This is a genomic window from Scytonema hankhaensis NUACC26, from assembly GCF_045865695.1.
In the GTDB taxonomy this organism is placed as follows: Bacteria; Cyanobacteriota; Cyanobacteriia; order Cyanobacteriales; family Nostocaceae; genus Scytonema.
On record NZ_BAACAP010000179.1, the window covers coordinates 34731 to 54664 of the forward strand.

18 protein-coding genes and 3 pseudogenes are annotated in these 19934 nt (G+C 40.2%); 8 read left to right on the plus strand and 13 right to left on the minus strand.

Going from position 1 to position 19934, the window contains the following annotated elements; genetic code table 11:
• Positions 1-2 precede the first annotated feature (2 nt).
• Positions 3-770 (plus strand): TIGR03943 family putative permease subunit, encoded by a 768-nt coding sequence (locus ACKTT2_RS16810; RefSeq protein WP_407888891.1) that lies wholly within the window; start codon positions 3-5, stop codon positions 768-770.
• A complete protein-coding gene (locus ACKTT2_RS16815; RefSeq protein ID WP_407888893.1) occupies positions 770-2278 on the plus strand; it encodes an Ig-like domain-containing protein in 1509 nt (502 codons plus the stop codon). Before ACKTT2_RS16810 ends, ACKTT2_RS16815 begins: the two co-directional genes overlap by 1 nt.
• Here ACKTT2_RS16815 and ACKTT2_RS16820 read toward each other — a convergent pair.
• From ACKTT2_RS16820 to ACKTT2_RS16850, 7 genes and pseudogenes are all read right to left on the minus strand, one after another.
• On the minus strand, positions 2226-2462 hold the full coding sequence (locus ACKTT2_RS16820) for a hypothetical protein (protein ID WP_407888925.1): 237 nt from the start codon (positions 2460-2462) through the stop codon (positions 2226-2228). The genes ACKTT2_RS16815 and ACKTT2_RS16820 overlap by 53 nt on opposite strands.
• A gap of 439 nt (positions 2463-2901) precedes the next feature.
• Complete coding sequence (locus tag ACKTT2_RS16825; protein ID WP_407888895.1) at positions 2902-3240, minus strand: hypothetical protein; 339 nt, start codon at positions 3238-3240, stop codon at positions 2902-2904.
• 588 nt (positions 3241-3828) lie between these two features.
• Positions 3829-4020, minus strand: a complete 192-nt coding sequence (locus ACKTT2_RS16830; protein ID WP_407888897.1) for a hypothetical protein — start codon at positions 4018-4020, stop codon at positions 3829-3831.
• 37 nt (positions 4021-4057) lie between these two features.
• Positions 4058-4525: pseudogene (locus tag ACKTT2_RS16835) on the minus strand (Uma2 family endonuclease); the annotation flags it as partial.
• 208 nt (positions 4526-4733) lie between these two features.
• On the minus strand, positions 4734-6227 hold the full coding sequence (gene murD / locus ACKTT2_RS16840; RefSeq protein WP_407888899.1) for a UDP-N-acetylmuramoyl-L-alanine--D-glutamate ligase: 1494 nt from the start codon (positions 6225-6227) through the stop codon (positions 4734-4736).
• An 83-nt stretch (positions 6228-6310) separates the two neighbouring features.
• Complete coding sequence (glyS, locus tag ACKTT2_RS16845) at positions 6311-8461, minus strand: glycine--tRNA ligase subunit beta (protein WP_407888927.1); 2151 nt, start codon at positions 8459-8461, stop codon at positions 6311-6313.
• A gap of 285 nt (positions 8462-8746) precedes the next feature.
• Positions 8747-10198 (minus strand): alpha-L-fucosidase, encoded by a 1452-nt coding sequence (locus ACKTT2_RS16850; protein ID WP_407888901.1) that lies wholly within the window; start codon positions 10196-10198, stop codon positions 8747-8749.
• Positions 10199-10811: 613 nt separating this feature from the next.
• Between ACKTT2_RS16850 and ACKTT2_RS16855 the strand changes: the two genes are divergently transcribed.
• From ACKTT2_RS16855 to ACKTT2_RS16880, 6 genes and pseudogenes are all read left to right on the plus strand, one after another.
• The gene (locus ACKTT2_RS16855; RefSeq protein ID WP_407888903.1) at positions 10812-10964 is read left to right on the plus strand and encodes a hypothetical protein; all 153 of its coding nucleotides are present in this window, start codon (positions 10812-10814) and stop codon (positions 10962-10964) included.
• A gap of 35 nt (positions 10965-10999) precedes the next feature.
• Positions 11000-11212, plus strand: a pseudogene (locus tag ACKTT2_RS16860) (effector-associated domain EAD1-containing protein).
• 25 nt (positions 11213-11237) lie between these two features.
• Positions 11238-12074: an effector-associated domain EAD1-containing protein gene (locus ACKTT2_RS16865; RefSeq protein WP_407888905.1), complete on the plus strand. Its 837-nt coding sequence runs from the start codon at positions 11238-11240 to the stop codon at positions 12072-12074.
• Positions 12075-12080: 6 nt separating this feature from the next.
• Positions 12081-12560, plus strand: coding sequence for a VMAP-C domain-containing protein (locus ACKTT2_RS16870; protein ID WP_407888907.1), 480 nt, complete (start codon positions 12081-12083; stop codon positions 12558-12560).
• Between the two features lie 144 nt (positions 12561-12704).
• Positions 12705-13778, plus strand: a complete 1074-nt coding sequence (locus ACKTT2_RS16875; RefSeq protein ID WP_407888909.1) for an AAA family ATPase — start codon at positions 12705-12707, stop codon at positions 13776-13778.
• A gap of 170 nt (positions 13779-13948) precedes the next feature.
• Positions 13949-14224 carry an SUMF1/EgtB/PvdO family nonheme iron enzyme gene (locus ACKTT2_RS16880; protein ID WP_407888911.1) on the plus strand — a complete coding sequence of 92 codons (276 nt, stop codon included), beginning with the start codon at positions 13949-13951 and terminating at the stop codon, positions 14222-14224.
• Positions 14225-14285: 61 nt separating this feature from the next.
• Here the strand turns inward: ACKTT2_RS16880 and ACKTT2_RS16885 are convergent, their stop codons facing one another.
• From ACKTT2_RS16885 to ACKTT2_RS16910, 6 genes and pseudogenes are all read right to left on the minus strand, one after another.
• On the minus strand, positions 14286-14492 hold the full coding sequence (locus tag ACKTT2_RS16885; protein ID WP_407888913.1) for a hypothetical protein: 207 nt from the start codon (positions 14490-14492) through the stop codon (positions 14286-14288).
• Complete coding sequence (locus ACKTT2_RS16890; protein ID WP_407888915.1) at positions 14489-16831, minus strand: WD40 repeat domain-containing protein; 2343 nt, start codon at positions 16829-16831, stop codon at positions 14489-14491. The genes ACKTT2_RS16885 and ACKTT2_RS16890 overlap by 4 nt, the downstream gene beginning before the upstream one ends.
• A 622-nt stretch (positions 16832-17453) precedes the next feature.
• Entirely contained in the window at positions 17454-17759 is a 306-nt protein-coding gene (locus ACKTT2_RS16895) for a hypothetical protein (protein WP_407888917.1), read from the minus strand.
• Positions 17760-17881: 122 nt separating this feature from the next.
• The gene (locus ACKTT2_RS16900; RefSeq protein WP_407888919.1) at positions 17882-18085 is read right to left on the minus strand and encodes a hypothetical protein; all 204 of its coding nucleotides are present in this window, start codon (positions 18083-18085) and stop codon (positions 17882-17884) included.
• A gap of 43 nt (positions 18086-18128) precedes the next feature.
• Positions 18129-19685: an FAD-binding domain-containing protein gene (locus ACKTT2_RS16905; RefSeq protein ID WP_407888921.1), complete on the minus strand. Its 1557-nt coding sequence runs from the start codon at positions 19683-19685 to the stop codon at positions 18129-18131.
• A gap of 114 nt (positions 19686-19799) precedes the next feature.
• Positions 19800-19934 (minus strand): annotated as a pseudogene (locus ACKTT2_RS16910) (histidine phosphatase family protein); the annotation flags it as partial.

Genomic DNA, 19934 nt, shown 5'->3' on the forward strand with positions numbered 1-19934 from the left:
TAATGGCTTCTCAAAATCGAAAACCAAAATTCAAAAATCTACTACCCTGGCTGGATGTTTTAGCACTGACAGCTTGGGGAGTTTTAATTCTAAAATATTGGTTGACTAACAAACTCGTCTTATTAATTCACCCCGATTACTTTTGGTTGGCAGTAACGGGTGCTGTAGGACTACTTGTTCTTAGTTTCTTCAAAGTAGGACAACTGTTGCAACGGCGACGAGGTGAGGTAACTCCCGATATGCAACACTTTACTGTTTTTCCACCTGGATTTGGTAGTATTTTACTGTTGATTGTAGCTATTCTGGGATTGGTCATAACACCTCGTGTCTTTGCTAGTCAAACAGCGCTTCAACGAGGTGTGACGGATTTTGTAGGAACTTCACGCATTCAACCCCAGTCTTTCCGTGCTTCTGTTCGTCCGGAAGACCGAACTTTAGTAGATTGGGTACGCACGCTTAATGTTTATCCGGAACCTGATGCTTACACGGGACAAAGAGCTAAAGTACAAGGCTTTGTGATTCATCCACCAGACCTTGGTAAAAAACATTTATTTATAGCGCGATTCGTACTGACTTGCTGTGCTGCAGATGCTTATCCTATAGGATTACCCGTAAAATTGAAAGAACCTCGCGATAAGTATCCACCTGATACCTGGTTGGAAATTGAAGGGCAAATGGTAACAGAAACTATAAAAGATAAGCGTCAACTGACTATTGCGGCTTCCTCTTTAAGAAAAATCTCTCAACCTAAAAATCCTTATAGTTATTAATGACTACCAAAACTTTTTTACATCCTATAGATCGTGTTGCAATATCATTTCTGTTGATCCTTAGCTTGCTGACAGGGTTGCTGATCTTACAAGGTGATGCGGTTAAACCTAGCATCAGGCATTTTAGTTGGGAAAATCAAAAGATTGGTGCAGATGATTCTTCTTTTACCCTCACTTTTAGTCGTCCTATGGACACAAAAACTGTTGAGGAAAATTTGAAGATCGATCCACCTTTAGCAGGTAAAGTGAGTTGGGCAGGGCGGCGAATGGTTTATACGTTGCTCACACCAGCGCCATATGGAACTAACTATAATGTTAAGTTGCAAGGTGCAAGAGATAAATTTTCAGAAAAAGAAGGAAAGAACAGGCTAATACAACCTTTTACAGGGACTTTTCGCACTAGAGACCGGGTTATCCTCTATATAGGATCTGATAAAGAAGATAAAGGGCGGTTGGTTCTTTACAACTTAACTCAAGAGCAAAAAAAAGTCTTGACGCCTAAAGACTTAGTTGTGATGGACTATAAGCCATTTCCTGATGGAGAAAAAATTTTATTTTCAGCTCGTTCTGTTAAAAATCAGGATTTAACCTCGTCTCAAATATACACTGTAACCACAGGTATTTCTGCAATTTCTAATAAAAAAGCAGAACCACCCAATAAAATAGATTTGATTTTAGATAACAAAGAGTATCAAAATCTGAAATTTGACTTATCTCCAGACGGTCAAACTATTGTTGTCCAACGAGGTAAAAAAGATGACCCTGGTGACTTTGGATTGTGGTTTCTGTCTGTCAACCAAAAAAATGATGGCGATAATTCTGAGGAACCAGCTCTGAAACGCTTGCAAAGTCAACCTGTAGGAGACTTTGTTATTACACCAGATAGTAAAGCTGTGGCAGTAGCACAAGGGCAAGGTGCAGCGATCTTACCATTAACATCGGATGCGAGCAAACCTTTAGATTTCTTACCACAGTTTGGTTTGGTGCAAGCTTTTTCTAAGGATGGTTCTCAAGCAGTAATGGTTAAGTTTAATACGGACTACACAAAAGATTTGTTTTTGGTGACTAACCAAGGCATTCAGAGACAGTTACTCCGCACTCCCGGATCGATTCTTAGTTGCGAGTTTGATACTGCTTCACCTACTTTGTATTGTTTGCTCACACAAATACTACCAGGAGGTTTGTATCAGGAGCAACCATACTTAGTTGCCATCGATCTTAAAAGCGGGCAGCAGAAACCTCTGATGATACTTCCTGCGGAACAACGGAACGTAGAAATGAGTTTAGCACCCGATGGTTTGGGATTACTATTTGACCAAATCGTTCCACAATCAACTGCTACAGGTTCTTCACCGGCAAATCTATTGACAACTGATGATGGTCAAGCAATATCTACTAGCAGTTTGTGGCTGATGCCGTTACTACCTATCTCTGACCCTTCTGCATCTGCTGACATTAAGCCAGAACAGCTTCCTCTAGCGGGTTTTCATCCCCATTGGTTGCCATAAACAAACTTTCGCGTGACTCTTGCCGAATTAAACCAGCCATTGCAGCTTCTTGTAAACTCATAAAAGCGTTTAAATCTTCCAAATCGTATTTTGTTCTTAGCAGTTGCCGTAGTTGTTCTTCTGTCGCAATACTAAGAAAACCAGTCATCATCACTTGTCTAACCAAATCGCGAATCAATATCATACACACACCAATAGGGAGTTTAAAAACAACCATGCCCAGAGCTGATGCGTTGGTCTAAGTATTTCTCACAAGCTGTTGGGCGGTTTTACGAAAATTTTAACGAATCTTTATATAATTTGCACAAATAATTTTTATTTTTGAAATTTTTATCGTCAAAACGCTAGATAAGGCAGACAACAGAAGACTTTGAGTTAGTACTCAGTTAATAGTACCGCCTTTTGCCTTCTGCCTTCAGGACATTCCATTTTGGTAAAAGCCTGCAAGAATAGAATTCTAGGGCTATACAAACAAAGTCCACCTACGTGGACTTTAGATTTAGTCTGCGTAGGCAGACTTAGCTTGTATAGACGCGATTACGAACATCGTAGGCGTGTTTTTTCCAATAAGGATGCTTCCTCTGCCTTATACCTTCTGCCTGCTTAAAAAAGACTCAAAAACTTTACTTCACCAATTGCCACCCGAACAAATATCTAAACTGGAATATTTTTTCTCCGAGCTTCTGAAAAAAATTGACTTTCTCTTTAGGTTCATCATTCAAGTAACTGGGCAAAGAATCAGCCATTTTCTCAATCAAGCTTGCCAAGAGCAAAACACTTTCTTCATTGCTGATCTCTGGATCTAAGTGCTGCTTCACTGCCAGCAAGTACTTGTTCAATACACTCATTAAGACACTGTAATTGTCTGAGGACTGAAACAATACAGTTGTCATTTCTTGGTTGAAATCTGTAACATTTCCATTTTCTAACGATAAGTATATATTCTTTGATTCAGTTGTCATACTACAATCTTCCCCTACTCAAAAAATGTTCTTCTAAAAAAAATAGATGTCAAATAATAAACAAACAGTTAGCTTGTTTTTCCAAGTTGACTATTGTCTTTACATTGATATCCTTTAGTAATTTTCTACCACCTTATAGTAAAGATTATCAAGTGAATTACTGAACTTTGCTAAGACTTTACAATGCTTATACAGTACTATATCCAAAAGCCGTAATTTAACTATTATCGTCAATGAGCAGCGAGCTTAGTAATACTCTTCCTTTACAGAAAATTCATATTTTCTCCATATATAGTAAACCTAAATTATTTATATAAATTTACAGTAACGTAGGGTGGGCAATGCCGCACAAATAAAGCTTTTGTGCGGCATTGCCCTACCTACGTGTATTTCAAAAATCAAATAGGATTGCTATATTTATCCTATCTAATAAGTAAAAACCCTGTTAGGCAAAAGAATTTGACAACCCAGGGTTTTAAATAGATTGTTGTTGCAGCATTTAATGAGTTATCGGACAGCTACAAAGTAATTACGCAAAATTTCTGAAACCTTTACAAAACTTTACAATACTCTTGATTAAGAAAACTCTTATTTAAGATTAATTTGAACAAAGAATGCGACAAATAGTTGGTCTAAATCAATGCGGCAGACTAATGGTGGAGAAATGCTGCAAACAGTCAAACAAAGCGGAGTTTTAGCTTCATATATAGCAATTCCCACTTTCATGACGTACAGAATATGAATTAACCGCAGATGCACGCACCCTCGACGCTGATGCATTTGTACCTCAGCAAACTAGGAAACGCTATACCACCCGTGGATTTGAATTAAAGTACTGACGGGTCGATGCCCATTTCTCGTAACTTCTGTGCCATGCGTTCAGCTTTTTGTCGCTCTTGTTCTGCTCGTTGTCGCTCTTGTTCTGCTCCACAATGACATTAGGATACTTACCTTCTTCTTCCCAAACAACCCAACTTGTACGCGGTTTGCGCTCAGTACCTAAAACTACAAAGAAGTCCGGACCGCGAAATTGTTCTGATTTGCGCTGACGCGGGCTATAGTAAATGGTGAGATTGCCACAAGCATAAAAATCTTGCCGTTCGCGAAGCGGCTGCCTTGCAGCATCGCGCCACCACCATTCCAAACATTGAATCAGCAGCATCATTTGCCGCAGGTGCAGTTCACTTTCCTAGGGCGGTTCATCACTGAGTAAATCACTTGGTGGAAATATAACATCTTCTGACTGTAATTCTTCTGAGATATTTAAGTCTTGAGCAAAAGACATGGCATTGAGGAATCAACACGAGTAAAGAAATGCGGTAAGTACAGTCTAACTAATAAAGAACGGGCAAGGATGCCCCTACCACATTCTGGAGGTCAGAGGTCATTTATAAAGTAAATCTTAAATTGCCAAATGTATTGTGTGGTTTGGGTAGAACCGAAATGACACCCAATAATTCGATGAAATGTTGGGTTTCGTTCCTCAACCCAACCTACTTGGAAATGTCCAAACACAATTGCCTGAAATGGTCGCCCCGTTGTTCAAAATTGGCATATTGGTCGAAACTCGCACAAGCGGGAGATAACAGTACAACTGCTGCTTGATACTGTTTTGCCAATTCTGCCGATCTGGAAACAGCCCTATCCATTGTTTCTACAATCTCGTAGCTGTAATACCCTTCTTGTTGCAAACGCTGAGCGAATCCAGGAGCTGCATTACCAATCAGTAATACAAAGGCAGCTTTGGCTTTGATTTTTGCCAAAAAACCTGTATCGTCACCAGCTTTAGCTTCTCCACCAGCAATTAAAATAAGCGGGCTGTTCGCTGAGGCTAAACCCACTTCAGCCGCATCATAGTTAGTTGCTTTGCTATCGTTGATAAAACTAATACCTTCCCAAGTACAGATATGTTCGAGACGATGGGGAACGCCGGGAAATTCACGAATAGCTCGAGCGATCGCATCTTTCTCAATTCCTGCTAACCTTGCTACAGCAACGGACATTAACAGATTTTGCAGGTTGTGTTCTCCTACCATTCGTAGCGTCGATGCGTCTACTATGCGTTCATCTTCTGAAGACGCACCACCTTTTGTTTCTACAACCCAACCATCTTCAATATAGTAACCTTTAGAGTTCAATAAACTCTCTTTTCCGGCGATACTTGTCCAATAAGCACTCGACCAATCTTTTTCTCCCACTTGTCTTAAGTAGGGAGCGTCGCCATTGAACACTTGTAACTGAGATTGCTGTAGCAAATGAGCTTTTATGTTGTAGTAGTTTTCTAAAGTTTTATGACGACTGAGGTGATCTGGCGTAAAAGTTGTCCAAACTCCGATTTTAGGTGCCACTGAAGGCGATGATTCTATTTGATAACTGCTAAGTTCTGCTATTACCCAATCCAGGCGATTGGCGATTGGGGAACTCGGGGTCCCCTCTGGGGATAAGGGGTAATGGCGATTGGGGATTGGCGATTGGGGATTGGCGATTGGGGATTGGCGATTGGGGATTAGAGTTTCTTCTCCACTCTTCTTAAAAGACAGAGCAACTTCACAAGCTGCGTAGCCAATGTTACCGCAAGCGGGCGCGTTTAAGCCTGCCGTTTGAAAAATTGCGGCAATTAAGGATGTTGTCGTCGTTTTACCGTTAGTACCCGTGACTGCAATCCAGGGGATCGATCGCAAGTGTCTCCAAGCAAGCTCCATTTCACCAATAGTTTCTATCCCCATTTCTCGTGCCTTCAGTAATGGAGGTATATCCCAAGGCACGCCGGGACTGACAACGATTAACTCGAGTAAATTTGATGAATCGAGTTCTAGAGAATAGCCCAGTTTTACGACTATTTGCTCTGCGGCAAGCTCTTGTTGTTGTCGGAGAAGGTCGGGGGAAGTATTGCGATCGCCTAGCTCTACTTCCCAACCCTCCCGTTTCAACAATCTTGCCGCTGCAACACCGGACTTTCCTAATCCAATTACATGAGCTCTTGGCATAGACTGTGGCAGGTATCCCTGGTCAAGCTCTCATATACTAACGTTAATCAGCAATCTTTACGCAATTTTTTCAGAAAATTGTGCTATAAGTTTTTGACAACAGAACCAAAATCTGCCAGGACACGAGCGTGATTTCGGAGTAAACCCAGTAAATTTAAGCGATTTTGTTTGATTTGAGGATCGGGGTCTATAACCAATACGCTGTCGGGACCGTCAAAAAAGGTGCTGACTGTGGGAGCTATTTTCTCTAGCGCTGTGACTAACTGCCTGTAATCGCGTGACTCTTTAGCAGCTTGCGTTTGAGGAACTAAGTCTACAATGCTGTTGTAGAATGCTTCTTCTGAAGGTTTTTGGAAAAGGGAAGTGTTAACTACAGTTGTGGGGTCTAGCTGTTGCGTATCCAAATCCCCCTGTGTTGCTAAACGAGCCGAGCGATTGACTGTTTCATAAATGTTATCTAACGTCCCATCATTCCGGATTTCTTGAAGGAATAAAGCGCGCTCGCGAACATCTAATAAATCCTTCAATGACCTTTCTGCATATTCTGGGTCATTTTCTCCCAATACAGCATTCACCAAGTCATAATCGATTTGCTTCTCTTCTTGTAATAACGTTCTAATCCGTTGTAAGAAGAACTCTTCCAAAGTCGTCACTAACTGCTGTTGGTCTTTGTTATGTACCTTAACAAAATCTCCAGCAATTTGTTGTAGTAACTGTTGTAAATTAATTGGTAAGTTGGCTGCCCACGTAATATTAACAACAGCATTTGCCGCTCGTCGTAAGGCAAAAGGATCGGACGAACCCGTAGGAATCATGCCTAATCCAAAGATACTGACTAAAGTATCAAGTCTATCTGCCAAACCAACAATTTGACCTGTTAAAGTTTGGGGTAAAATATCATTTGCCCCTCTAGGTAAATAATGTTCAAAAATAGCTGTTGCTACTTCTTCTGATTCTCCGCTCGCCGCCGCATACTTTTGTCCCATGATTCCCTGTAACTCAGGAAATTCATATACCATTTGAGTCACCAGGTCTGCTTTGCAAAGTAAGGCTGCCCTTAAAATATTTTCTTTTTCCGTTTCCTTTAACTGCAGTTGTGCTGTAATTTGTTCTGCAATTCTACTAATTCTGTCTACTTTCGCACGTAAAGAACCTAAATCCTCTTGAAATGTGACTTTTTCCAACTGAGGCAAGAAGTTTTCTAATGGTTTTTCTAAATCCGAGTTGTAGAAAAATCGACCGTCATACAAGCGAGCACGAATCACTCTTTCATTCCCATTAGCGATAATTTCTGATTTTTCAGGATTGCCATTGGAAACAGTAATAAAATCTGGCAACAATTCCTTAGCATCGCTTGTCTTAAAAACAGGAAAATAGCGCTGATGACTTACCATAACAGTGGTAATCACCTCAGTTGGCAGGTTTAAAAATTCAGATTCAAATTTACCAACAACAGCCGAAGGAAATTCTACAAGATTTGTGACTTCCTCTAACAAATCTGGGTAAACTTCTGCATAGCCATCTAACTTTTGTGCTGACTCTTTGACTTGCTGTGTAATCGTGTTTTTCCGTTCTTCAGTATCTACAACAACATAAGCAGAACGCAAGACGTTAACGTAGTCAGTGGCTGTAGTCACTGTCACTGGTTGCGGATGCAAAACGCGATGACCTTGTGAAATGCGATCGCTTGTTATTGACTCAGAACCATTCTCTAACTTAATTGGTAAAACTGTCTCATCTAACAAAGCGATTAACCAGCGAATGGGTCGAGAAAACTTTTGATCTCCATCGCCCCAGCGCATCAACCGCTTACCCTCTAAACTCCAAATCCACTCCGGTACAAGTTCTGTCAAAATTTCTGTAATTGGGCGACCGGGAATAACTTTCTGTACAAAGACAAAATCCCCCTTATCTGTAGCGCGAAGTTCCAATGCATCAAGTTCCACACCTTGTTTTTTGGCAAAACCTTGGGCTGCGGGTGTTGGTTTTCCATCTTTGAATGCAGCTTGAGCTGGTGGACCTTTAATTTCCTCCTCTCTATCTGGTTGCTGAGATGGTAAACCTTTGATGAGAACAGCCAATCGGCGGGGAGTCCCGTAAACTTCCACAGAATCGTAAGAAAGACTGTTGGTTGAGAGTGTTTTTGGAATGCGCGATCGCCATTGAGTCAAAGCATCGCTCAAAAAACTTGCAGGTAGTTCTTCTGTACCAACTTCTAATAAAAACGTCTTCATACTCTTATTTTCAATACTTTCTGTCATTATTCTTACTTTTCTACACAAATAATTAGTATGGTCTATCAGTATATCGCAAGAAATTTTGTATCTCTTCTTACTTTTGCGTTACACAATGATTATCCACCCAATATACTATCAGATCCCCGACTTCTTGAAGAAGTCGGGGATCTAGCAACACCGCGTACCCTCGTTCCTAGTCTAAGCCGAATGGCAAGCTTGAAAAGGCAGAGGGCAGATGGCAGAAAATGAATTGGCAAACCGCTTAACTCCTATTTTCTATCCTTATTCCTGCGGGATCGAACTGATTTTGAACGTGTAAGCGGGTGATTTTTCCATTGCTTCTAAGTTTGGTAATGTGACAACTAAATGCTCGTTGTCCTGCTGCCATTGAAGTTCCTCTTCCATCCCGAGCATCTCGATCGCGGCATCCTTTGGTAAAGTTAAACCTTGGATCGCAATCGTGTTACCAATGGGTGTATCGAGCAAAATAGCGTACAAGTTGTCTTTGTTTGTCGTATAGCGGACTTCTATACCTTCAGAGGTCACATCTTCTGCACGTATCCAGGGGCGAGAGCCAAAAATTGCCTCTCCATTTACACTTAACCACTGACCCAAACCTTGCAGACGTTCCATTTGCAACTGGGAAATGGAGCCATCAGCACTTGAACCGATGTTAAGCAGCAAGTTGCCATTTTTACTAACAATATCAACGAACAAATCAACCAGTTTGTCTACCGAAATCGTGTTCTCGTCATTGTCGTTTTGGTTGTAAGCGAAGGAGTAACCCAAACCCCGCGTACTTTCCCACTTTTTCGGTTGAATTTGGGTGAAGTTAGTGTATTCTGGTGTCGAGAAGTCGTAGTGCAAGCCTAAGCGCCCACCCAGATCGAAGCGATCGTTCACGACACCTGATGGTACTTTATTGTAGAAGTAAGCAATAACGTCATTTGCGTTTCCAATAACCGGATAACCAAGATCGTTCCATAAGATTGATGGGTGATAGCGATCGATCAGTTCGCGCCAATGAGCGTTAGCGTATTCAGCGTAAGCAGGATCTTGGACAATCGCCTGACTTAAGGTGTCAAAGTTTGTTACTGTCGTATCTTGGATAGACCAGTCAATGCCACTGGAGTAGTACAAACCCATGTACATACCTTCGTTACGCACTGCTTGTGTCAGTTCACCTACAATGTCACGAGCCGCTATGCGTTCTGGATTTTTAATGGTTTTGCTAGGCCACAGTAGAAAGCCATCATGATGTTTGGTTGTTAGTACGACATACTTTGCACCTATTTTGGAAAAGAGTTTTGCCCATTCAGATGGATTCCACTTTGTAATAGCTGCGTTAAATGTTGGGATAAATTCATCGTAAGTAGAGTTTTCACCGTAGGTTGCACGATGATAGTTGTAGGTATCGCTACCCTCAAGCTTCATGGAGTTGTAGTACCATTCAGCATATGGATTGTTTTGAAACCAATATTCCCATCCATATTTTGCCAGCACATCGTTAAGTTCACCACTTAGTGGTGCCCAAGCAGGTACGGAGTAAAGCCCCCAGTGAATAAAGATACCAAGTTTGGCATCTTTGAACCAGTCTGGTACTTCGTGTTGTGAAAGCGACTCAGTTGTCGGCTCGTAAGGATGCTCTTTTGCAAAGACAGTAGAAGTAGCCAGTTTCATCATCATAATTATTGTCAGTGCAACTAGCAGCAAACGTACAAAATGGTTGAACATAATCAATGTTTATTACGCTTTTCTTAATGTATAATGAAACTTCGATAAGCAAATAGCTTAATACAGTCAGATAACGTCACTGGTCACTGCTTCCATCTAATTTATATAGACGAACGTCCTATCAAACAGTAACCAGTGACCAGTGACCAGTGATGAAGACTGATTATCGGCATATTCATGCGCTACACAAAAGGTGTCCCAACATATGACAGGGTGCGTTGACAGCAGTCATGCTGTTGTGGCTCTCATTCTCCTACCTATCGATAATCATTTAACCTGAGAAATGCATAATTACTGTATACTAAAATTTACAGCGTAAAGAAATGACTCCTTTCCCGCCAGAAGATTACCTACAGGCGCAAGTAGGGCTAGAGTTCACCAACAAAAATTGGTAATTTTAGAGCGGAAAGCAAGTAGTAGCTCGTTACACTGCTGAAGTCTTCATATTGCCAACGTTCTCTAAACATGACGAAAAGGCACGGGTATTATCCCTACTCAAATAAGTATTAATACTTAAAGCAAGAGTTAGGAATGAATGGCAGCAGTTTTGTATTAAACAACGATCGCTGCTTTCGGTACGTTAATTTAGCTTTATTTGCTCAAACAGTCATTTATGTCTGCCGACTACTACACTTACCACATTTACGTTCCTGACTCGCAGCTTGTACGAGTTACAAAGTCTCCTCCCGACAATCAACGTCCTACAGAAGCGGCTGGCAAATTTCGTAGCGATCGCTTGACAGATAAAATTAAAGAATTCATTTAGGAGGTTCTCAACAACAACAATTTTTTGAGGCTTTAATGGACACTTTTCGCAGTGAAAAAGATTTGGAAATGATGCTGAGCTATGAGTTAGATTAGAAATTAAATCAAATGACTGGGGGAAACAATTACCGACAAATTGTATTTAATTTAATTGAGTATGCTGAAGAACAAGAACAGCTAAGACAACTTTTAGAATTTGCTAAAAAAGCCAAACTAGGTCATTCTAAATTAAGAAATTTCTCTTTGTAATTGATAGATATATAGATATAGTAAAATGAGACTAAAGCAAGAACTTCATGAAGCTCTAATGGACGCTTTTCGCAGTATAAAAGATTTGGAAATGATGCTGGACTATGAGTTGGATTGGAAATTAAATCAAATGGCTGGGGGAAACAATTACAAGGAAATTGTATATAGTTTAATTGACAAAGCTGAAGCTCAAGGACAGCTAAGACAACTTTTAGAAGCTGCAATTGCAAAGAATCCTTTAAATCCTAAATTAATAAAGCTGAAAAAATCTTATTTAAATCCTATTACAGAAGATGAAATAAAAAATTTGAAATCGATTCTTGAAGGAAGAAATTTTCGTACAGTTAAATCTTCTTTTTTAGAAATTTTGCCAGAAGGTGCGAAAGAAGACAATGTAGAATTAAATGAAGTGAAAAGCACAGATGATATCATAAACATTCTATGTGAAAATTATTCAAACACTAGTAGTAATGTTCCTAGGATTATAAAACTTGTAGAACATATAGTTAATAATAGCGATACCGATAAATCACAAAAATTAGTCAATTGGTTAAATCAAGTGTCCTCAAGATTGGGAATAGAAATTTCTAATGTTCAGTCTCAACCAGTTGAATCCAATTATAATTTATTATTCTTCGTCTATCCAGAAAGTAAATTCTTTCGCATAGAAACTGCATATACTCAAAATGAAATTACAAAGACTTTAGATTATTTACAAGACACCAATAGCTCATCAGTCTCAGTTAATAATAAACAAAGAAAAGGTATTTTATGTTCTTCCTTTCAAGAAATTCCTAAAGTATTAGATAAAATCATTAAATACTTTATAGAAAAACATTCCGCAGAGGATTCTCTTATATAAATCTATTTGCCATATCAATATCTTTATGAGGATATAGATAATTGGGAGATTACAAATGATAGAGATGAGCCTATTGCACTTTTACAAGATTTTAAGGTAGTTTTACATTCAAGCGATCGCATTACAGGAGTACATAATTACAGAAATTTAAACCTAGGTTGGAAAAGATTTAAGGAGATTTTAGCTAAACTAGATAAACAGCCGAATCAAAACATTATTCATCAATATATTGAATCGGTAAATGAAAATATAAAGCGGGATGAATTAACGAAAAAACTAAAAAGTAAAATAGGAATAAAGTTAACTAAGCCCCTATTAAATAACAGTACGGACAAACAAGAATTTATACTAACGGTTTTAGGAGGAGGAGTCCCATTTGCTTTCTGGATAAAATGTAAACCTTCTCGTTCTCGAAAGTTAGAGAAAATTGATTGTTACTTAACATTAGATTATTTAAATAACAATTTACAAAACTTAATTGAATAAATCTGTCATCTTCGTAGAAAAGCGTACTGTGAAACAAAGAAAAGTAAACCTTTAGAATATTATTTAGGATTTTGGTGTGACGATCCTGAAAAAATAAAAATAATAAAGCAACTCTCAATTTAAGTCAACTAAATTTTAAAACCAATGGCAAGAGTCAAGCAAACCAAGAAAACTACGACGGAAGAATGGCGCTATTTTTATGGTGATGGGAACTCACATCCTGATGTTAGTATTGAAAAACTTCCCGAACCTCCTCCTTGGCGCACGTTTCAGAATCTTGAAATGGTGGATGAGGAAGAAATTGACGCACGTTGGAAGACAATTCAAGCATTAGCTGACTCGCCGGAAAATGAGCGAGGTAGAAAAAAAGGAGCAAATTTCCGTGTTTATACGGCTACTAAAGATGGGACAGAAGAACCAACTCAGGAGTGGAAAGATGTTGTCAATGGGGTGAATGCAGCGTTATACTTACGCAGACCTCTATTAGTGACTGGAAATCCAGGGACGGGAAAAACTTCTTTAGCTTATGCGATCGCTTACGAACTCAAACTAGGTCCGGTTCTCACTTGGTCAATTACAGCCCGGTCTACTTTACAAGATGGACTCTATCGTTATGATGCCATAGCCAGACTACAAGACTCACAGCTAACGAAAGAACAAAACCAAGAAAAACAAGACCAAAATATTGGTAATTATATTCAATTGGGAGCGGTGGGAACAGCCTTTTTACCTTCCCGCTTTCCCAGAGTCCTATTGATAGACGAAATTGATAAAAGTGACATTAATTTGCCTAACGACCTTTTGCATCTTTTTGAAGAGGGAATGTTTGAAATTCCCGAACTCGTTCGCCAGGTTGAAGATTCAGATGAAACAGAGAATCGCACTACAGCTAACCCAGTTGAAGATTCAGATGAAACAGAGAATTGCAGTATAGCTCAACCAGTCAAAGTTCGCACGCAAGACTCAGGAATAAAAGCTTCTATTTATGAAGGACGGGTACAGTGTGCTGCATTTCCGATTGTGATTATGACCAGTAACGGAGAACGGGAATTTCCACCAGCGTTTTTGCGGAGGTGTCTGCGGGTAAAAATGCCAGACCCCAAAGAAGAAGCCCTCAAAACTATTGTGAAAGCTCACTTTGGCGAAGACAATTTTAAAAAAGCTGCACCCGAAATTGACAAACTTGTGGCAGAATTTCTTGAGGAAGGCGGCGATTGAGACAGATGCAAAAAGACTACAGTCAAGGTAGAATAACATTTAAAGACGTATCTCGCTCCATAAAAAGTTGGATAGCCCACTTAAAGCACGGAGACACTTGGCAGTTACGTCAAAAGATATTCACATCTCTTGTTTATACAAGAGAGTGAAGATGGGACAGACACTTCCGGATGCTGCGTGGCGGTTCGTGGATCAACAATCCTGAAAATTGCCGTTCGGCGTATCGTAACAACAACGACCCGGACAACAGGAACGACAACATCGGTATTCGAGTTGTGGTTTCCGGAGCGAGCGCTCTTCACTTGTCAGAACTGATGGATGGGAATCGTCGGGCGCACATAGAAGAGTCCAGAGCTGTTCCAGTGATGTTAGCAATAGCATCCAAAAATCAAAACAGGTCGAGTAGCTTGGTAAGCTTCGCTGAACAGTTGCTCGATCCATTTTAGGAAATTACAGCCATTTTCAGGTAAATAGACCACAGCCGTAGGGGCGCAAGGCATTGCGCCCCTACCAACGGTGTGGTTCATTTAGGTAAAAACTGCTGTAATAGCTCTCTCTTCTTACCTCTGCGTACTCTGCGTCTCGGCGGTTAAATAAATTACTTTTAAACCTTCTAGGCGCTGAGAGCGTAGAGAAAGAAGATGAGGAATTGCCACCTGAATCAAAATTTTGTGAGCCAGGAGAAGCGATCGCTGGTCGCTGGTTACCGATCACTGGTCACTGTTGATCTGCCAAATTTTGATTGTTTTATCGGAACTACCGCTAGTAATAAATTGACCATTTGGACTTATGGCAATGGAATTCACGACTGCTGAATGTCCGGAAAAAGTTTGTAACAGTTCTCCCGTTTGCAAACACCACATATTAATACTTGTGTCTGCACCAGCACTGAGGATACTTTTTCCATCAGGAGTAATGGCTACCGATTTTACCTCATCGGAATGCCCACTTAAAGTGTGGAGGACTTGACCGCTATCCAGATGCCAAATTTTTACAGCTGTATCAGCACTACCACTGACAAGAAGTAACCCATCTGAACTCATCGCTACCGAATTGACAGCGCCTGAATGTCCGCTAAAGGTGTGCAATGGGTCTCCTGTACGTGGATTCCACAATCTAATTTTGTGGTCGCTGCTACCACTTGCTAAAATCGTGCCATCGGAACTAATGACAGCATCGTACACTACAGATGAATGCCAAAGAGTACAAATGCGATCGCCTGTTTGCAAGTTCCAAATTTTAATCTTATTACTACCTGTAGCTAATATTTGTCCATCAGGGCTAATAGCTATACAGTTAACTGGTTTTTGATGTCCTAGCAGAGTGTGTATGAGTTTACCAGTTGGAAGATACCAAACTTTAACGTTACTTTTAGGATGTTCGCAACTACCAACAGCCAAAAAATTACCATCAGAGCTAACCGCAACAGATGCAACTTCTCCAATATTCCCTGTTAACGTGCGAATAACTTTGCCAGTGGAAAGATTCCATACCTTAATAGTTTTATCTGCAGAGCCACTCACTACAGTTAGTCCATCAGAACTAATAGCAACTGATGTAATTTTGTCAGAATGCCCTGTTAAAGTATAGCTCAGATAATAAGCAGATTCCTGTTTTCGTCGTGCTTTCAGGTTAGCTATTGTATTCAAAAGCTCTTCAACATAAGTCATACTTGCTTTATCGCCAAGCAGAGCAAAACATTGTTTTAACTTGCTAAGATATTCTTCATCTTCTACCCTCACAGCCAATCGCATTTCTTCTATAGGATGAATTCCTAGCTGAGGAGAAACTTGACGCAATCTCAACCAAGCATTGATGGAATAGTCAAGTTGTTGCTTTGCCAAACTGCGATCGCTTAAATGAGATAAACTTTGAGCGAGTTGCAAAGCTAATTCAGGAACCCAGTAATCGCGTTCGCTCTCTAAAGCTTGGTAAAGTTGCTTGTAACCTGTTGCGATCGCTTGTAGCGTTGTCACATCAAGATTATCTTCCAGTAAGCTGGGTAGTAATTCTGGTAATAGAGGAGAAACGTCATGATAAATTAAGTGGTAAGAATCAGTCACCCAACTTGCTGCTAGAATGTGACAAGTAACTAAAACCTGGCAAAGGTTTTCAATATCTTGACGATTCACGTGGTATTTTAAAGACAATTTACTGACGTCAATTCCTTTCGCTTTCCATCTTTCCTCCTTTTCCAAAATTTCTAAGTTAGCAGCATTATCTTGACCGAGAATATGAATTTCCTCCAAATCTTCTCCCATCGCTATCAGTTCATCTCTAATACTTCTCCACTCCAAAGCGCGGTTTTTAGCCGAGCGATAAACAATTTCTTTTAACGGTAGTTGAGCAATTGTTTTATAATAATAGTTGTCTTGTCCAATCCCCCAGTAACCAATACGAAAATTGAGGTAATCTCCACTAGCCTCAGACTCTAAAATTAAAATAGGCTCTGTTTTCAACATTCCATATAAAGCTTTAATACTAGATTCGCTGTGAAAACGTTTGCTATCCCAAGCCCCTGCTAAAAACTCTGTAGGTCTGACAGGATCGTGAAGCGAGTAATAGTTGTTAAGAAAATCTCTCAATCCTTCCGCTAATTTTAACTCCATATTTGAAATATCTTCTTCCCTGCGATCGTACTTGTCAAACTTAATTTTCGGAGGAGCAAGGAAGATTTTTAGTGGAGTGCGTCTATTCTCAGAATGCGATTCTAAAATTTGTGAAGGTGATAAGCGTAAAGGCCAACTGTCAAAAATTTTATTAACTTCAGGTAGCTTAAGCGCTGTTTCACGCTGATACGTTGCTATCTGTAATTGTGCTTTATGATTATAGACTGCTAACTGCTGTTGTTGAATTTTTTCTTGCTCGGCTTCTCTTCCAAAACTAATGCTTTGACTGACATTGCTAACAGTCTCAATAACTTGTTTAATTTCTTCTGGCTGAGGAAATTTCGTTATAGAGGAACTAGCTTCGTTTCTTTTTTCTACAAAATTTGCAATAACAGGTGCAAACTCTAGTACGAGTTGAATGAGTAACTTTAATCCTGGCTCCATAAACAGATGCCTGTAAGATAAATACTATTGAATACTGACTAATACTAATTCAATGATAGCTTTATTGTTTTCCGGAGATTTCTTTGTAAATTTTATGACTTTGTAGCTACGGGGTCTTCTATGAGCTATTACGGAGAACCTTACGGTGATGACTTTGTGCCACTTGAAGGAAACGAAAGCCACTCACTAGCCTTGGGATCGCAATTTGAGTCGCCAATATAACATTTGGTCTGTTTCTGAATTCGTGTGAATATTGCTGCTACAATTACGAGAGTTGTCAGTAATAGCAATATATTTTCAACAGGGGTTCTTTTTCCTACAGTCATAGCTTTTAGGTTCTATCAGTGAAGCGATGATAAATGAAGTTAAAGCTATGTTCTGTTACGTGCTGACTATGAAAACAAGGTATACGTGGTATTTTAGCTAAAAATTATACTAAAAGAGACGATTTTGGGCAGTACTGTGCACACTGCCACAGTAAGTAACTTAACGCTCCTACTGCTGAGTACATATGCTTACTATTCTAGAATCGCTTGTAAGCTGTGTAGGGTAGGAATCTATAGAATTGGCGACAGAAAACAAGCTCCTTCCATCGCATTCTAACGGGGCTAACTTTTTCTAGTTAAGTACTTAACTGGAAAGTGAGGAGACGTGGTGTAGGGCAATGGGCGACAGCACGGCGAGCATTTCTTACACTGAAATTACGTAGACAGTTACCTTGACAAGGCATTCTCTCTTCAACAGTTTCATATTCTTCTCGTAAAAAGTTTAGATGTGTAGTGCTCAACCACTGGTTCATTCCATGTATTGCTTCATTTGACCAAACAATTGCTACAGCATATGCCTGAGTATTTGCGTAATCTATCTTTCGTTCCTTTTGGAGCTTATTCACATCTTTCGTGACTTCCGTGTATTGCTTATGTGGCATTGTTACACGTCCCATCGTTGCCGATTGAAATAAGGTTTTTCTGGTAAAGAAGCGGTTGTGTTTGTTGGATTCATGATTTATTTCTCGAGTTGTCTAATAAAGCAACGGCACTTCGCCAGACTTCAGGATCGCCAAGCCTTACCGCTCGCTAAGCAAAGCTTAACGCCTAAAGGCGTATCGGCTCCGACGTTCTCTAGTAGTAAAGCTAACATAGTAATTCTTTCTTCGTCCGTCCAAAATAATTTTCCTTGTATCATTTCTATCTTTTCAGGTGCCAGTTCGTAACAACTGCGGGCTGACTCACCACTTCCTCGCACGCCCCTCATTTCTAATATTCCAATTTAAGTTTGACATAACTCTTTTCCTATACTAAGAACTACTATTACGGAACTCGTTTTCCTTGAGGTGCTTGTACTGTTTATCTTTCGACTCAAAGTATTTTTCAACGGTTGTTTTTGTAGCAATAGCACTTTCCAACTCATCACCACCAGATACTAGTAAACGTTCTCTCACCCGTTTACGAATGTCAGAAACAATTTTCCCGTTGACGAGGCGAGTTTTTGACCAATCTAGAATTGGTGGTGGATATAAACCGTGTTCGATGTATTTGCCTTGCAGAATTTCCGGTAAACTATAGCCTAACAACTCTGATATCCAGTGGTAGATAAAGCGCAAATCTGAGTCTTTCTCCTCAATATTTTTATTAGGATTATAAATACGAAAAGTTTCACTTAAAGGGTTAGTAATACCTGATTGCATTTGCCACTGCCAATTATCAATTGCCAAATCTCCATCCACCAAATAATTCATGTAGTGGCGTGCGCCGTGATGCCAGGAGATACCGCAATTGATGGTTAAGAAAGTAGCACACATTGCCCGCATACGGAAATTCATCCAGCCCATCGTTCTTAGCTGACGCATACTAGCATCGACCATTGGAAAACCAGTTAAACCCTCACACCACGCATGAAATAAATCTTGTTGCTGTTGGTTGAGTTCATCGGGTCTATAGTACTCGTCAAACTCTGGGTAACGATTGGTATGAGCAATTTCGGGATGAAAGTATAACCGTTGAGTAAAACTATCGTGCCACCGCAATCGGTCGCGAAATGCCTTTAAGGAAAATTCCGCCTTTGGTTGGTCAGCCAGTTCTGCTGCTCGCGCTTTCGTGCGTTGGTAGACTGTCCGGACTGATATTGTACCAAAAGTAAGGTGTGGTGATAGATGGGACGTTGCTTTTTGTTGTGTCAACCAGGGGCGTGAGAGTTTCCAGTGATAGCCGTGAAATCTTTTAGTGAGGAATGAGTTCAGTGTTGCAACAGCCTGTGTTTCTCCACCCTTAAAGTAAACTCGCTTTGTTTCGTAGAAATGACTGTACTTTTGTTTGAGTTCGGTGAAGGTGAGTTGGGGTAGATTGAACGATAACTGTGGGGTGTTAATGCGAATTGGCGTTGAGTGTGAAGATTGTCTGACATAAGTGTAGTACTCGTCAAACCACTGGTCGCTTCGGGCATCATCTGTCTGTAAGAAGTTGTTGAGACCAATGTGGCACTCCAGATTCAGTTGTTGGTAGAAGTTAGCGATCGCTCTATCGCGGCTCACTCCATACTCAACTTGCACGTCTCGGTTAAAGTAGAGCTTGGGTTTGTGTCCAAGTTGAATTAACTGTTGAGTAAGTTGTTGCAATATATCTACTGAATTCCCCTCGAATAAATACAGTTGACTGCCCAATGAACGTAAGTTTTTCTCTAAATTTTCTAAAGACTCAAATAAAAATCTGACCCGTGCTTTTCCTATCTCTGGTTGCTGGTAAAACCAGGGGTCGATGATAAAGCAGGGTAGGACAAGAGCGTTGTTGGCAGATGCCCTGGCAACGCTTTCATTATCGTTCAACCGCAAGTCTCGTCGAAACCAAAGAATGTGCATACATTAGTACTATCACTCCACCTCTATTTTGGCATTTTTCAGGTGGTGTGGGACGGCGTTAGCTGGGGGGTTTCCCCCACTTGCTGTCTGTCATGAGTAGAAGGTTAACGCCTATTATGTTCCCAGACGAGAGCGAATACGATCGCTTAGATGATGGCGATCGCCTAATATTTCTAACAAAGGGCCATGAACGTCAAATTTAACCATACTTACCGACGCGACCAAAATATTCACCCGATAGCGATAGCG

Coding starts and splice junctions, on each gene's coding strand:
- ACKTT2_RS16810 (WP_407888891.1), top strand. CDS start 3: ATGGCTTCTCAAAATCGAAAACCAAAATTCAAAAATCTACTACCCTGG.
- ACKTT2_RS16815 (WP_407888893.1), top strand. CDS start 770: ATGACTACCAAAACTTTTTTACATCCTATAGATCGTGTTGCAATATCA.
- ACKTT2_RS16820 (WP_407888925.1), bottom strand. CDS start 2,462: ATGATATTGATTCGCGATTTGGTTAGACAAGTGATGATGACTGGTTTT.
- ACKTT2_RS16825 (WP_407888895.1), bottom strand. CDS start 3,240: ATGACAACTGAATCAAAGAATATATACTTATCGTTAGAAAATGGAAAT.
- ACKTT2_RS16830 (WP_407888897.1), bottom strand. CDS start 4,020: ATGCATCAGCGTCGAGGGTGCGTGCATCTGCGGTTAATTCATATTCTG.
- murD (WP_407888899.1), bottom strand. CDS start 6,227: ATGCCAAGAGCTCATGTAATTGGATTAGGAAAGTCCGGTGTTGCAGCG.
- glyS (WP_407888927.1), bottom strand. CDS start 8,461: ATGAAGACGTTTTTATTAGAAGTTGGTACAGAAGAACTACCTGCAAGT.
- ACKTT2_RS16850 (WP_407888901.1), bottom strand. CDS start 10,198: ATGTTCAACCATTTTGTACGTTTGCTGCTAGTTGCACTGACAATAATT.
- ACKTT2_RS16855 (WP_407888903.1), top strand. CDS start 10,812: ATGTCTGCCGACTACTACACTTACCACATTTACGTTCCTGACTCGCAG.
- ACKTT2_RS16865 (WP_407888905.1), top strand. CDS start 11,238: ATGAGACTAAAGCAAGAACTTCATGAAGCTCTAATGGACGCTTTTCGC.
- ACKTT2_RS16875 (WP_407888909.1), top strand. CDS start 12,705: ATGGCAAGAGTCAAGCAAACCAAGAAAACTACGACGGAAGAATGGCGC.
- ACKTT2_RS16880 (WP_407888911.1), top strand. CDS start 13,949: ATGCTGCGTGGCGGTTCGTGGATCAACAATCCTGAAAATTGCCGTTCG.
- ACKTT2_RS16890 (WP_407888915.1), bottom strand. CDS start 16,831: ATGGAGCCAGGATTAAAGTTACTCATTCAACTCGTACTAGAGTTTGCA.
- ACKTT2_RS16895 (WP_407888917.1), bottom strand. CDS start 17,759: ATGCCACATAAGCAATACACGGAAGTCACGAAAGATGTGAATAAGCTC.
- ACKTT2_RS16900 (WP_407888919.1), bottom strand. CDS start 18,085: ATGAGGGGCGTGCGAGGAAGTGGTGAGTCAGCCCGCAGTTGTTACGAA.
- ACKTT2_RS16905 (WP_407888921.1), bottom strand. CDS start 19,685: ATGCACATTCTTTGGTTTCGACGAGACTTGCGGTTGAACGATAATGAA.